Genomic DNA, 14,680 nt, shown 5'->3' on the forward strand with positions numbered 1-14,680 from the left:
TTTATTCTATTACTGTTTAATTATGCCTCATCATCAGCATCATCTTCATCTGAGTCATCTTCTTCTATTTCCTCATCATCCTCTTCCTCATCCTCTTCAATTGCTCCATCATCTTCTAGCACTTCCAAAACAGGTTTTACTCTTTCGATTGCTGCATCTTCGATAACATTCCCATCTTCATCTACTACTACTTCTGCAGCATCATCTTTCATTACTTTAGTAACAGCTGCAATTGAATCATTACCCTTGATATTGATCAATTTAACACCTTGTGTTGCTCTTCCCATGACCCTAAGATCTTCAACAGCCATTCGTATGGTCAAACCAGATTTATTTATAATCATCAAGTCATCAGCATCTGTTACCGCATTTATAGAAATTAATTTACCCGTTTTCTCAGTGATATTAAGAGTTTTAACTCCTTTACCACCACGGTTTGTAATTCTATATTCGTCTAGACTAGAACGTTTTCCATAACCATTTTCAGCAACTACCAGAATTTCACTATTCATATCATTTACAGTAACCATTCCAATCACTTCGTCAGTTTCGTCTTTTAAAGTAATACCACGAACTCCAGAAGCTGTTCTTCCCATTGGACGAGTTTTGGTTTCTTCAAAACGAACCAATTTACCTGATTTAACCGCTAAAATGATTTGGCTTTCACCATTAGTCAATTTAGCTTCCAATAATTCATCTCCTTCTTTAATCGTAATTGCAGCAACACCGTTAACCCTTGGTTTAGAATATTTCTCTAATGAAGTCTTCTTAACCTGTCCTTTTTTGGTCACCATTACAAGATTATGACTATTGATATACTCTTTATCTTTTAAATCTTGAGTACAGATAAAAGCTTTTACTTTATCATCACTTTCGATATTCACTAAATTCTGAATAGCTCTACCCTTTGCAGTTTTACTTCCTTCCGGAATTTCGTAAACGCGCATCCAGAAACATTTCCCTTTTTGCGTAAAAAACATCATATATTGATGATTCGTTGCAACAAACATGTGTTCCAAGAAATCTTGATCTCTTGTACCAGCACTTTTTTGACCAACTCCTCCTCTATTTTGTGTTTTATATTCGGATAAGTTTGTACGTTTAATATAACCCGCATGAGATATCGTAATAACCACATTCTCATCTGCAATCAAATCTTCAATACTTACATCTCCGCCTGAATATTCAATTTGAGAACGGCGTTCATCCCCGTATTTATCGCGAATTTCTGTTAGTTCTTCTTTTATCAGTGCAATTCTTAAATTTACATCTGCTAATAAAGCTTTTAAATGCTCTATTAACTTCATGATCTCATCATATTCTGATCTTAATTTATCTTGTTCCAGACCAGTTAATTGACGCAAACGCATTTCAACAATTGCACGAGATTGAATATCAGACAAATTGAATCTTTCTATTAATTTTTCTCTTGCTTCTTCTGTGCTTTTAGATGCTTTAATTAACGCAATTACTTCGTCAATATTATCAGAAGCAATAATCAAACCTTCCAAAATATGAGCTCTTGCTTCGGCTTTCTTCAATTCAAATTGCGTTCTGCGAGTAACAACATCGTGACGGTGCTCTATAAAATAATGAATCAAATCTTTTAGATTCAACATTTGTGGACGACCTTTTACAATTGCAATATTGTTTACACTAAAAGAAGATTGTAATTGTGTAAACTTATAAAGTGTGTTCAAAACCACATTCGGTGTAGCATCACGTTTTAATATATAAACGATACGCATTCCGTTTCTATCCGATTCATCACGAATATTAGCTATACCATCGATTTTCTTTTCATTAACCAAGTCTGCAGTACGTTTGATCATGTCTGCTTTATTAACCTGGTATGGAATTTCGGTAACAATAATAGATTCACGGCCATCCACTTCTTCAAAACCTACTTTGGCACGCATCACTACTCTACCTCTTCCGGTTTTAAAAGCTTCACGAACTCCTTCATAACCATATATTATACCTCCAGTAGGAAAATCAGGAGCTTTGATATGCGTCATTAGCTCGTCAACTTCTATGTCATTATTATCCATATAAGCTAACGTACCATTAATCACTTCAGTTAAGTTGTGAGGAGGCATATTTGTTGCCATACCTACTGCAATTCCGGTAGCACCATTTATCAATAGTGTAGGAACACGAGTCGGCATAACTGTCGGCTCTTCTAATGTGTCATCAAAATTCAGTTTAAAATCAACTGTTTCTTTATCTATATCTGCTAGAATTTCTTCTGAAATCTTACGCATTCTTGCCTCAGTATAACGCATTGCTGCTGGACTATCACCATCTACAGATCCAAAGTTACCCTGACCATCAATCAATAAATAACGCATACTCCATTCTTGTGCCATACGAACCATGGCATCATAAACAGACGTATCACCATGAGGGTGATACTTTCCAAGAACTTCCCCGACAATTCTTGCGGATTTTTTATGGGCAGATCTTGAATTAACTCCCAAATCATGCATTCCAAATAGTACTCTTCGATGTACTGGTTTCAAGCCATCTCTAACATCTGGAAGCGCTCTTGACACAATTACTGACATCGAATAATCGATGTAAGCTGTTTTCATTTCATCTTCAATGTTAATAGGAATTAACTTTTCTCCTTCAGACATAATATATACTTAAATTAAAATTATTTTGTTTTAAAAAATCCCGCTAATATAACCTTTCTCAATATGTTTTCACTCATAAACAGACAGAAATTTATTCGATTTATTAACAAATTTTTATTGGGATTTAGTTAATAAATTAAGTAGGCTTTAACTATATGGTTATCATTTTTTTTGTCACTTAGCGGTAGGAGTATTTAAAGGTATGATTTTTGCTTTTGATAATCTTATTCACTAAATTTACAATAACAATACCAAACAATATGGATGATAATTTTTCACCTAGAGTAAAAGACGTTATTACTTATAGCAAAGAAGAGGCTCTGCGCCTTGGACATGACTTTATAGGTACTGAACATTTGATGCTTGGCATTCTAAGGGATGGAAATGGTAAAGCAATTCACATCCTTAACAACCTGTCTGTTGATCTTGATCATTTAAGAAGAAAGGTTGAAATCCTAAGCCCCGCCAGCCCTAGCATTGATGTTAGTGTAGAAAAGAAAAATTTACATCTGACACGTCAAGCAGAACGCGCTTTGAAAACTACTTTTTTAGAAGCAAAAGTTTTCCAAAGTTCATCAATCAGCACTGCACACTTACTGTTGTGCATCTTGAGAAACGAAAATGATCCTACAACCAAGCTATTGAATAAACTTAAAATAGATTATGACGTAGCTAAAGAACAATACATCAACATGACTCCAAACGAAGACGATTTTTTAGAAAACTTGCCAAAAAACGAATCCTACAATGACGATTCAGGACAAGATGACAGCCTCAAGGAAGGTAATTTCAATAATCCTGCCAATAAATCAAATAAAAAATCTAAAACTCCTGTACTTGACAACTTCGGAAGAGATTTAACTGAAATGGCAGAAGAGGGAAAATTAGACCCTGTTGTAGGACGCGAAAAAGAAATAGAACGTGTTTCTCAAATTTTGAGTCGCCGTAAAAAGAACAACCCTTTGCTAATAGGTGAACCAGGAGTTGGTAAATCTGCTATCGCCGAAGGTCTTGCGCTGCGAATCATTCAAAAGAAAGTTTCCCGTATATTATTCAACAAACGTGTAGTTACTCTAGATTTAGCAAGCCTTGTCGCTGGAACCAAATATAGAGGACAGTTTGAAGAAAGAATGAAAGCTGTAATGAATGAATTAGAGAAAAATGATGATATCATTCTTTTCATAGATGAGATTCATACGATTGTTGGCGCTGGAGGAGCAACAGGTTCACTAGACGCTTCCAATATGTTCAAACCTGCATTATCAAGAGGTGAAATTCAATGTATAGGCGCAACTACATTAGACGAATACCGTCAATACATAGAAAAAGATGGCGCACTTGAAAGACGTTTCCAAAAAGTAATTGTAGAACCGACTTCTGTCGAAGAAACTATTGCTATTTTGAACAACATTAAAAACAAATATGAAGATCATCATAATGTAATTTACACTCCCGAAGCTATTGAAGCTTGTGTTAAATTAACGAATCGATACATGTCTGAACGATTTTTACCAGACAAAGCCATTGATGCATTGGACGAAGCTGGATCAAGAGTTCACATTACCAATATTGATGTTCCAAAACAAATATTAGATTTGGAACGACAACTGGAAGAAGTTCGCGAATTGAAAAACTTGGTTGTTAAAAAACAAAAATATGAAGAAGCAGCTAAACTTCGTGATGATGAAAAAAAGATAGAAAAAGATTTAGCCATAGCACAAGAGCAATGGGAAGAAGATTCTAAAAACAATAGAATATTGGTTACCGAAGATAATGTTGCTGATGTCGTATCAATGATGACTGGAATTCCGGTAAATCGTATTGCACAAACAGAAAGCAATAAACTGGCCAAATTGCCTGAACTTATTCAAAATAAAGTAATTGGACAAAACGAGGCTGTTTTAAAAATCGCTCGTTCAATTCAAAGAAATAGAGCTGGATTGAAAGATCCGAACAAACCGATTGGTTCTTTCATTTTCTTAGGTCAGACAGGTGTTGGAAAAACACAATTAGCCAAAGTTCTTGCGAAGGAATTATTCGACTCGGAGGATGCACTGGTTCGAATTGACATGAGTGAATACATGGAGAAATTTGCGATTTCAAGATTGGTTGGAGCGCCTCCGGGATATGTAGGCTACGAAGAAGGTGGACAATTAACTGAAAAAGTTCGCAGAAAACCTTATTGTGTGGTCTTACTCGATGAAATTGAAAAAGCACATCCAGATGTTTTCAACATGATGCTACAAGTGCTTGACGATGGTTTTTTAACCGATAGTTTAGGTCGAAAAATTGATTTCAAGAATACGATTATCATTATGACATCTAATGTTGGAGCTCGTCAATTGAAAGATTTCGGACAAGGAGTTGGATTTGGTACTGCTGCCAAAATTGCACAAGCCGATGATAATTCTAAAAGCGTTATTGAAAACGCTTTAAAGAAAACTTTTGCACCCGAATTTTTGAACAGAATTGATGATGTAATTGTATTTAACACTTTAGAAAAAGAAGATATCAATTTAATCATTGAAATCGAATTAAAAAAACTTTATGACCGTATCGAAGAGCTGGGTTATAAGTTAAAATTGTCTGACAAAGCCAAAGCATTTATCGCCGATAAAGGTTTCGACAAACAATTTGGTGCAAGACCATTAAAAAGAGCAATTCAGAAATATGTGGAAGATACATTGGCTGAAGAAATTATCACTTCAAAAATTGCTTCTGGTGATGAAATCTTTATGGATATCGAAGATGGTTCTCAAGAATTAACGGTAAATATTCATAAAGCCGAAGAACCAAGAAACCAAGCTGAAGAACCTACTAATCAATAATTTAAAATAAAATATTACATAACAGACCCGTTACGTTTTAATAACATAACGGGTTTGTTTTTTATAGGATATTATCGTATTTTTTTAAAAACAAATATCTACATTTGATAGTTATAAAAAAGATCAACAAAATTAATTTATGTTTCAAAATAAAGTCATACTGGGTAGCGAAGAATGGTGCTCTTTTCCAGAATTAGGAATACCTACAATTAAAGCTCGTGTCGATTCTGGCGCAAAAACATCTGCATTGCACGCCATCAATATTGCACCATTTATAAAAAATGATGCGAATTGGGTGAAGTTTGACATAAATCCTATACAGAACAATATAAAAACTGTTATCCATTGTGAAGCTCCTATGGTTGACAAAAGGATTGTAAAAAGTTCTAGTGGCTTTAGGGAACACCGCTATGTAATTCAGACTAGTATTGCCATTGGAGATTCGAAATGGCCTATCGAAATGACCCTTACAAATCGTGATTCAATGGGCTTTAGAATGCTTTTGGGACGAGAAGCCATGAGCGGAAGAATATTGGTTGACCCGGAACAAAAATATCTTTTAGGACAACCTACCACAGAAAGTCTTGTTGAATTATATAAAAATTCAGAAAAAGCAAGCTCAGGTTTAAGAATAGGCCTTTTAGCAAGTAATCCTGAATTGTACAGCAACAAAAGAATTATGGAAGCTGGAGAAATGCGTGGTCACGAAATGCATTTTTTGAATATCAAAGAATGCTACATGAAACTGGATGCCAAAACTCCAGAAATTCATTACCGCGGTGGAAAAATATTAAATCAATTTGATGCTATTATTCCTAGAATTAGGCCGAGTATCACCTTTTACGGTTGTGCCTTAACTAGACAGTTTGAAGCTTTAAAAGTGTATTGTTTAAACTCTTCTACTGCTATTACACAATCTAGGGACAAACTTTTTTCTTTGCAATTGTTATTAAATCACGGTGTAGATATCCCAACGACTGGATTTGCCAATTCTCCATTAGATACTGATAATTTAATCAAAATGGTTGGAGGTTCTCCTCTCATTGTAAAATTACTGGAAGGAACGCAAGGAAAGGGTGTTGTTTTGGCTGAAACTAAAAAAGCGGCAGAAAGTGTAATTAACGCATTCAAAAGTCTTAATGCTAATATATTGGTACAAGAATTCATCAAAGAAGCCAACGGAAAAGATATCCGTTGTTTTGTAATTGATGGAAAAGTTGTTGCCGCAATCCAAAGAGAAGCCATGCCAGGTGAATTTAGAGCCAATATCCATTTGGGTGGAACAGCATCGGTAATTAAAGTTACCGCTGAAGAAAAAAGGATTGCCATAAAAGCGGCCAAAGCAATGGATTTAAAAGTTGCTGGTGTGGATATTATCCGCTCCGCAAAAGGGCCTTTATTACTTGAAGTAAACTCTTCACCAGGGCTTGAAGGAATTGAAGGCGCTACCAATAAAGATATTGCCGGAGAAATGATTAAAGCGATTGAGAAAAACTTTAAGATAAAATAAATTTTTAGAAAATAGAAAAAAGAGCAAAGAATACAGATAACAGAAAGTAGATGGCAGAAAACAGAAAAGACTATAAAAAATATAATCTAAATACAATTTGATGCTTAACATTCTTAATCTGAAATCTGAAATCTGAAATCTGAAATCTAAAATCTGAAAACCGAAATCCAAACTATGAATCCTTATCTAGACATCGTCATTCGCAGTGCAGCTGTATATTTATTCATGGTTATTGCGTTGCGTATTTTTGGTAAAAAAGAATTATCCCAACTCAATACCGCTGATGTGATTTTGATTCTACTGATAAGCAACTCCGTTCAAAATGCGATGGTCGGAAACAACACAACACTTTGGGGAGGTCTAGCAGCAGCAACAATACTTTTTGGGATTAATTTCATCTTAAAGAAACTAATGTACCGTTACCAAAATTTCGGTGAATTCATGCTTGAAAAGCCAGAAATTCTAATTCACAACGGAACTTTAGATTTCAAAAACTTGAGTAAGTTAGACATCACTTCGGATGAATTGAAAGAAGCCATGAGAGAGCATGGGGTAGAATCTTTTAAGGATGTAAAACTGGCAATGCTTGAAATTGACGGGAACATAAGTATCATAACAGGCGGAAATACTCTAAAGCAAACCCATTACAAGCGTAGAAAAAACCATAAAAATTTAATTCAGGGGAATTAGTTCTACCATAAAATCTTCTGAAATTTATTTTCTCCCTAAACCATAACTGTTTTCATAGAATTCTTTTGTTTGAAAAGCTGATAAAAGCACTAAACTAGTCATTTAGCCCAGATGGAAACGGCATCTCCCAATATAGAAAAACAAGGCTTTTTTGCCGTAGTTTTTATTAATCGGGAATACAGTGGACAGCTGGAGAACTGCTGATTATTGCTGAACAGGTCTTTGCTCCAAAAAATATAAAAGTAAATTTTAAGGCATAAAAAAAACCATTCGGAATACGAATGGTTTTATATAATGTGTATTGTTTTTACAAAAATATATTCAGAAACCAATATACTAGCGCAGCCAATAATGCTGAAACAGGAATCGTTAGTACCCAAGCCCAGAGTAAACTCACCGTTACACCCCAACGAACAGCTGAAATACGTTTCGTTAATCCAACTCCAATAATAGATCCTGTAATAGTATGCGTTGTACTTACCGGCACTTTAAAATGTTCTGTAAAATAAAGCGTCAAGGCTCCCGCAGTTTCAGCAGCCACTCCTTCAAAAGAAGTCACTTTGGTGATTTTAGAACCCATTGTTTTCACAATTTTCCAACCCCCACTTAATGTTCCAACAGCAATAGCCGTATAACAAGCCAATGGAATCCATTCAGGCATTGCTCCTTTTATACCTTTATCATCATCTGGAAGAACTACTTGCAACCAATCTGGAAGATTCATAATATCGACACCGCTAGTTTTGATATAAACCGCCACAGCCGCAGCAATAATTCCCATTACTTTTTGTGAATCATTTCCACCGTGACCTAAACTAAAAGCTGCTGAAGACAGTAATTGCATTTTTTTCAAAACTGCATCCGCTTTGTGTAAATTTAAACTACTAAATACTAAAGCAAATGTTGAAATCGAAAGTATTATAAAAGCTACCAAAAACCACTTAATATTATGAGATTCAAATACAACACTCCAAAAAACAGAAGATTCAAAACGAGGTTTTTCGATTTTTTCGAACGGAACCATTTGGCTATAAACAAACCAAATTGACAATATCATTAATCCAATTGTAAACAATTTAGGCAAAATCCTTTTTCTGGAAGCATTCAACAACCAAATAGAAATTAAATACGACATAAAGGCTCCTAACAAAGGGGCAAGAACTATAAATGCAATAATAATCACTACTCCAGAAGGCATACCACCATCTTTTCCTGCTTTGTACCAACTTACAATATCATACCAATGTCTAGTGTGCTGAACTCCATCTTCAATTAAAATATAATCTGAAAAACCGTGCACTGTAATTGCATGAGCAATCGCAGCACCAGCAAAACCACCAATTAAAGTATGTGAAGAACTGGAAGGAATTCCTTGCCACCAAGTAATTAAATTCCAAACAATTGCCGCTACAACACCTGCAAGGATAACGACTAAATCAATTTGACTTGAATCGGCCGTTTTTGCAACGGTATTTGCAACACCCAAGCCAAAAACCCAGTACGCCAAAAAGTTAAAAAAAGCTGCCCAAAGTACCGCTTGGAAAGGCGATAAAACCTTGGTTGCAACAACAGTAGCAATAGCATTTGCAGCATCATGGAAACCATTGATGTAATCAAAAATTAATGCTAGAACTATAATAATTATGAGTAAAGTCATATCAATATCTTCAAATGAATAGAATTAAATTAAGAATGTTTTACCGTAATAGATTCTAAAACACTGGCAACACTCTTACATTTATCAGTTGCTGATTCTAAAACTGACAACACTTCTTTATATTTAATGATATTTTTGGCATCGGTTTCGTTTTCGAAAATCTCAAAAACAGCTTTGTTATATACCATATCCGACTTGTTTTCCAACTTATTTATTTTAGCACAAGCGTTGGTGATCGTTTTCATATTGCTCAAGTTTTTCAACTCTTTTACCGCAACATCAATATTTTGACAGGCCTCTAGATTGATTTCTGTCATTTTACGAATTGACTTCGTGATTTTATCCACCTGATATAAACGCATTCTTGAAGCGGCACCATGAAGATAATCGGCTACATAATCAATTGAAGTGATTAGGGAGTGAATATCTTCCCTGTCAAAAGGAGTAATGAAATTTCTACTCAATTCTAAATTGGTTTGACGTGTAATGTCTTCACCTTTTTGTTCTAATTCATCTATTTTAAGAAAAAGAACTTCTCTTTCTTTCAATGGAAGATTTACGGCTTCGTGCAAAATTGAAGCCAATTCGATTAAATTACTTGATGCTTCTTCGAAAAGAGGAAAGAATTTTTTGTCTTTTGGAACTAAAAATTGAAAAATACTATTTAATGACATTTGTTTATGTTTTAGTAGTGCAAAATTACTTCATTATTTAAAGCTAATGTTAAGCTAATGTTAACAAATCCTCTTCGATTTGAAAACTATTCAGGAAAGACACTGTTTTCTCAATATCATAATGAAGAATTCTGTCTTCTTTTACCAAAGGAACTTCACTCCTGTAAGATTTTAAAAACATTTCTATAAAATCACTTGACTGCAAAGGTCTGCGGTATTCGATCGCCTGAGAAGCATTCATCAATTCTATGGCCAAAATACGTTCCAAATTATCCATCACACGCAAACATTTGGTTGCTCCATTTGCTCCCATGCTCACATGATCCTCCTGACCATTACTCGAAACTATACTATCTACGCTTGAAGGAGTTGCCAGTTGCTTATTTTGACTTGCAATACTTGCGGCAGTATATTGCGGAATCATAAACCCTGAATTCAATCCTGGATTATCAACCAAAAACGCCGGAAGATTACGCAATCCAGAAATCAATTGATATGTTCTACGCTCAGAAATACTCCCTAGTTCTGCCAAAGCAATTGCCATAAAATCCAAAGCCAAAGCCAAAGGCTGTCCATGAAAATTTCCACCCGAAATAATCTGGTCACTTTCTATAAATATATTTGGATTATCCGTTACCGAATTAATCTCGGTTTTGAATACTTTTTTCACATAATCAAAAGCATCTTTTGAAGCACCATGTACTTGGGGAATACAACGGAAAGAATATGGATCTTGAACATGCGTTTTTGGCTGTTCGATAATTTCACTTCCTTCCAGAAATCCTTTTACTCTTTTGGCTGTAGCAATTTGACCATTATGAGGACGTATATAATGAATCAACTCATTAAAAGGTTCAATTCTGCCATCAAATCCTTCTAATGATATTGTTCCTATTAAATCAGCCAAATAAGAAAACTTATTTGCTTTCATAACAATATGGGCGCCATAAGCACTCATGAATTGAGTTCCATTTAATAATGCCAAACCTTCTTTTGACTTTAAGACAATAGGTTCCCAACCAAAATGTTTTAAAACTTCGCTGGAATGCACTTTTTTACCTTCAAACCAAACTTCTCCTTCACCTAATAAAGGCAATGACAAATGCGCCAAAGGTGCTAAATCTCCAGAAGCCCCAAGTGAACCTTGAGTGTAAATAACTGGTAATATATCATTATTGTAAAAGTCAACCAATCGATCCACTGTTTGCAATTGTACTCCAGAATGCCCATAACTTAAAGATTGAATTTTAAGCAATAACATCAATTTTACAATATCATTTGGCACTTCCTCTCCTGTCCCACAAGAATGTGACTTTACAAGGTTTTCTTGAAGTTTAGAAAGGTTTTCATTTGAAATTTTCACATTACAAAGTGATCCAAAACCAGTATTGATTCCGTAAATGGGTTCCGAATGAGAAGCCATTTTTGCATCCAAGTATTTTCTACACTTTAGAATATTTGTTTTTGCATTCTCAGAAAGAGCAATTAATTTATTATGAGAAATAATTTCCTGTAAGACTTCGAAAGAAAGTAATTCGGTACTTATATAATGTGTATTCTCCATTTTGTTTGAATTTAAGAGTTCAAAATTCCATAAATCAATATTAAAAAGCAATGATTTTTGATAATAATTTAAAAAACCATTCAAAATAAAGTTTTCAATAGCTTTTAACTTCAGTATATACCTTAAATCTTATTCCTTTTTTAAAAAATGTTAGCCTAATTACCTTTTCTAAAGTTAAATATACCCTTATTCGAGTATGAATTAGTAGTAAAACCAAACAATAACTGCAATTAAATCAAAGATAATCTCAATAAACAAAGAAATAAATTATACAATATTAAATTTGAATCCATATTGAATTTAAATATTAAACTATTCGCAAAAATACCTCACAAAGCTTTATTTTTTGATGAAAAACTGTACTTTTGAAAAATCAAAAATGAAAAATTTTAACAGCACATATCATCCTTCGATAGCAACTCAAATTTGGGTTGCACTTGCTGTTACAACTACATCTACTACAACTACTACCCCTTAGGGGTATACATTTTACATATAATCCAGTTGCTGTACTTTTTTCTTAAAGAAAGAAAGAAAGAAAGAAAGTCATGGGTGTATAGAAGCCTTTTGCAATTAAAATAATAAAACACAATATAAATATCGTTTAGATTTAAAATAGCGATACTAAATTACATTAAAACAAATACATAATAATATCTACATATGAAAGTATTAAAATTTGGCGGAACTTCGGTAGCCAATGCAGAAAACATAAAATTAGTTTTAGATATAGTCATTAATAAAGCACAAGACGAAAAGCTTGTTGTTGTGGTATCCGCCTTGAGTAAAGTAACCGATTTATTGCATTTGGCTGCATCCAAAGCGGCTGCAAATGATGAAAGCTTTAAAGATATTGTTACCGAAATCGAGAAAAAACATTTAGAAGCACTTAAACAACTAATTCCCGTTAGCGAGCAAAGCGGTTTGTTAAGTCATATCAAAAGAATCATTAATCACCTGGAAACATTGCTTGATGGTTGCTTTTTGTTGGGAGAATTATCTCCAAGAACTTTGGACACTATCTTAAGTTTTGGAGAATTATTATCTTCTTATATTATTGCCGAAGCCTTAAAACAAAAATTAAAAAACAGCCGTTATAAAGACAGCCGAGAACTGATTAAAACTAATAATCAATTTGGAAAAGCAGCAGTTAACTTTGAACTTTCAAACCAGCTAATTTCAGATTTTTTTGCATCGAATGAAAATCAAGTAGTCGTGATGCCTGGTTTTATTGCTACTTCTGAAGATGGTATCAATACTACTTTAGGACGTGGTGGTTCGGATTATACAGCAGCTATTATTGCAGGAGCATTAAATTCAACAGATTTAGAAATTTGGACAGACGTAAACGGAATGTTTACTGCCAATCCAAAAATTGTAAAACAAGCGCAACCAATAGCTACAATATCGTACCAAGAAGCGATGGAATTGTCTCATTTTGGCGCCAAAGTTCTGTACCCGCCAACAATCCAGCCTGTCTTAAGAAAAAATATTCCTATTTTCATTAAGAACACTTTCGAACCAACAGCCGAAGGAACTTTGATTTCCAATACTATTGTACCACATACAAACCCAGTAAAAGGAATTAGTCACATCGACAACATTACTTTGATAACCCTAGAAGGTTCCGGTATGATTGGAGTTGCTGGTTCTTCCAAAAGACTATTTGAAGTTTTATCTAATGAAAGTATCAACGTAATTTTTATTACTCAAGCTTCATCCGAGCATTCTATATGTATCGGTATTTTAAATTCAGATGCCGAAACTGCTGAAATAGCTATCAATAAAGCTTTTCAAATAGAAATTGCACAAAACAAAATTGATCCTTGTATTGTAGAACAAAATCTTTGCATTATCGCTTTGGTAGGTGAAAACATGAAAAATCACCAAGGTTTGAGCGGAAGAATGTTTAGCACTTTAGGAAAAAACAATGTCAATATTCGTGCGATTGCACAAGGTGCTTCGGAAAGAAACATCTCAGTTGTTATCAATGAAAGAGATGTCAAAAAAGCGTTGAATACTTTACACGAAAATTTCTTCGAAGAAAATACTAAACAATTAAACCTATTTGTAATGGGGGTTGGAAATGTAGGTGAGAAATTCATCGAACAAATCCATCAACAGAAGAAATTTCTAAAAGAAAATTTAAAAATAAATGTGAGGGTTATTGCTGTTTCCAACTCTAGAAAAATGTATTTTGATGAAGACGGAATGCCGTTGAAAGAATGGCAATCGCTTCTTGAAAAAGGAGAAACAGCCAACAGAGAACAATTTATTGCGAATGTAAAAGCGCTCAATTTACGTAACAGTATTTTTGTGGATATCACTGCCAATGAAGAAGTATCAAAAACATACGATCAGTATTTAAAACAAAACGTTGCTGTAGTAACTTGCAACAAAATTGCTTGTTCATCGGCTTATGATAATTACAAAAACCTAAAAAGTTTATCTCGTAAATTCAATGCGCCTTTCCTTTTTGAAACTAATGTTGGAGCTGGATTACCAATTATAGATACAGTAAAAAACCTAATCGCTTCTGGTGATAAAGTACACAAAATACAAGCCGTTTTGTCAGGTAGTTTAAACTTTATTTTTAATAATTTTGATGAAAACAACACTTTTCATGACGTGGTAAAAGAAGCTGGAATTCAAGGATTTACAGAGCCAGACCCAAAGATTGATTTAAGTGGTATTGACGTAGCTAGAAAGATACTTATTTTGATTCGTGAAAGCGGTTATCAAATGGAAATTAAAGATATTGAAAACAAATCTTTCCTTCCAAAAGAGTGTATGGGAACTACTAATAATGAGGCTTTTTTCGCTTCATTAAAAGAACATGCAAAACACTTTGAATCCATTTTGGCAGAAGCCAATCAAAAAGAAAGCCGACTAAAATTTGTGGCACAATTTGAAGATGGAAAAGCAAGCGTAGGTTTACAATTCATCCCGAAAGATCATCCATTTTACAATTTGGAAGGAAAAGACAATATCGTTTTATTCTACACCGATCGTTACGTTGATCAACCGTTATTGATAAAAGGTGCTGGTGCAGGAGCAGCGGTTACAGCTTCTGGAATTTTTGCCGATGTGATTAGAATAGGAAATGTTTAAAAATTAG

General features: G+C 34.2%; 8 protein-coding genes. 4 read left to right on the forward strand and 4 right to left on the reverse strand.

All coding sequences use genetic code 11. From position 1 onward, the window contains the following. Positions 1-20 precede the first annotated feature (20 nt). Complete coding sequence (gyrA, locus tag C8C85_RS00290; protein ID WP_116795278.1) at positions 21-2,639, reverse strand: DNA gyrase subunit A; 2,619 nt, start codon at positions 2,637-2,639, stop codon at positions 21-23. Positions 2,640-2,899: 260 nt separating this feature from the next. Here gyrA and C8C85_RS00295 point away from each other — a divergent pair, with 260 nt between their 5' ends. The 3 genes from C8C85_RS00295 (at position 2,900) to C8C85_RS00310 (ending at position 7,667) form a co-directional block, all read left to right on the forward strand. Continuing rightward, complete coding sequence (locus C8C85_RS00295; RefSeq protein WP_116795279.1) at positions 2,900-5,467, forward strand: ATP-dependent Clp protease ATP-binding subunit; 2,568 nt, start codon at positions 2,900-2,902, stop codon at positions 5,465-5,467. A gap of 139 nt (positions 5,468-5,606) precedes the next feature. Continuing rightward, positions 5,607-6,977 (forward strand): 30S ribosomal protein S6--L-glutamate ligase, encoded by a 1,371-nt coding sequence (gene rimK, locus C8C85_RS00300; RefSeq protein WP_116795280.1) that lies wholly within the window; start codon positions 5,607-5,609, stop codon positions 6,975-6,977. 174 nt (positions 6,978-7,151) lie between these two features. Further along, positions 7,152-7,667, forward strand: coding sequence for a DUF421 domain-containing protein (locus C8C85_RS00310; protein ID WP_116795282.1), 516 nt, complete (start codon positions 7,152-7,154; stop codon positions 7,665-7,667). Between the two features lie 307 nt (positions 7,668-7,974). On the opposite strand, the gene C8C85_RS00315 is transcribed toward C8C85_RS00310, so the two are convergent. The 3 genes from C8C85_RS00315 to hutH are packed head-to-tail and all read right to left on the reverse strand — an operon-like array spanning position 7,975 to position 11,562. Further along, positions 7,975-9,324, reverse strand: coding sequence for an inorganic phosphate transporter (locus C8C85_RS00315; RefSeq protein WP_116795283.1), 1,350 nt, complete (start codon positions 9,322-9,324; stop codon positions 7,975-7,977). Positions 9,325-9,353: 29 nt separating this feature from the next. Continuing rightward, positions 9,354-9,998 carry a DUF47 domain-containing protein gene (locus C8C85_RS00320; RefSeq protein ID WP_116795284.1) on the reverse strand — a complete coding sequence of 215 codons (645 nt, stop codon included), beginning with the start codon at positions 9,996-9,998 and terminating at the stop codon, positions 9,354-9,356. 49 nt (positions 9,999-10,047) lie between these two features. Then, positions 10,048-11,562, reverse strand: coding sequence for a histidine ammonia-lyase (gene hutH, locus C8C85_RS00325; RefSeq protein ID WP_116798318.1), 1,515 nt, complete (start codon positions 11,560-11,562; stop codon positions 10,048-10,050). Between the two features lie 663 nt (positions 11,563-12,225). On the opposite strand from hutH, the gene thrA reads away from it, so the two are divergent. Continuing rightward, positions 12,226-14,673 (forward strand): bifunctional aspartate kinase/homoserine dehydrogenase I, encoded by a 2,448-nt coding sequence (thrA, locus tag C8C85_RS00330; RefSeq protein WP_116795285.1) that lies wholly within the window; start codon positions 12,226-12,228, stop codon positions 14,671-14,673. Positions 14,674-14,680 lie beyond the last annotated feature (7 nt).

The sequence above is a fragment of the Flavobacterium sp. 103 genome (genome assembly GCF_003096795.1).
Taxonomy (GTDB): domain Bacteria; phylum Bacteroidota; class Bacteroidia; order Flavobacteriales; family Flavobacteriaceae; genus Flavobacterium.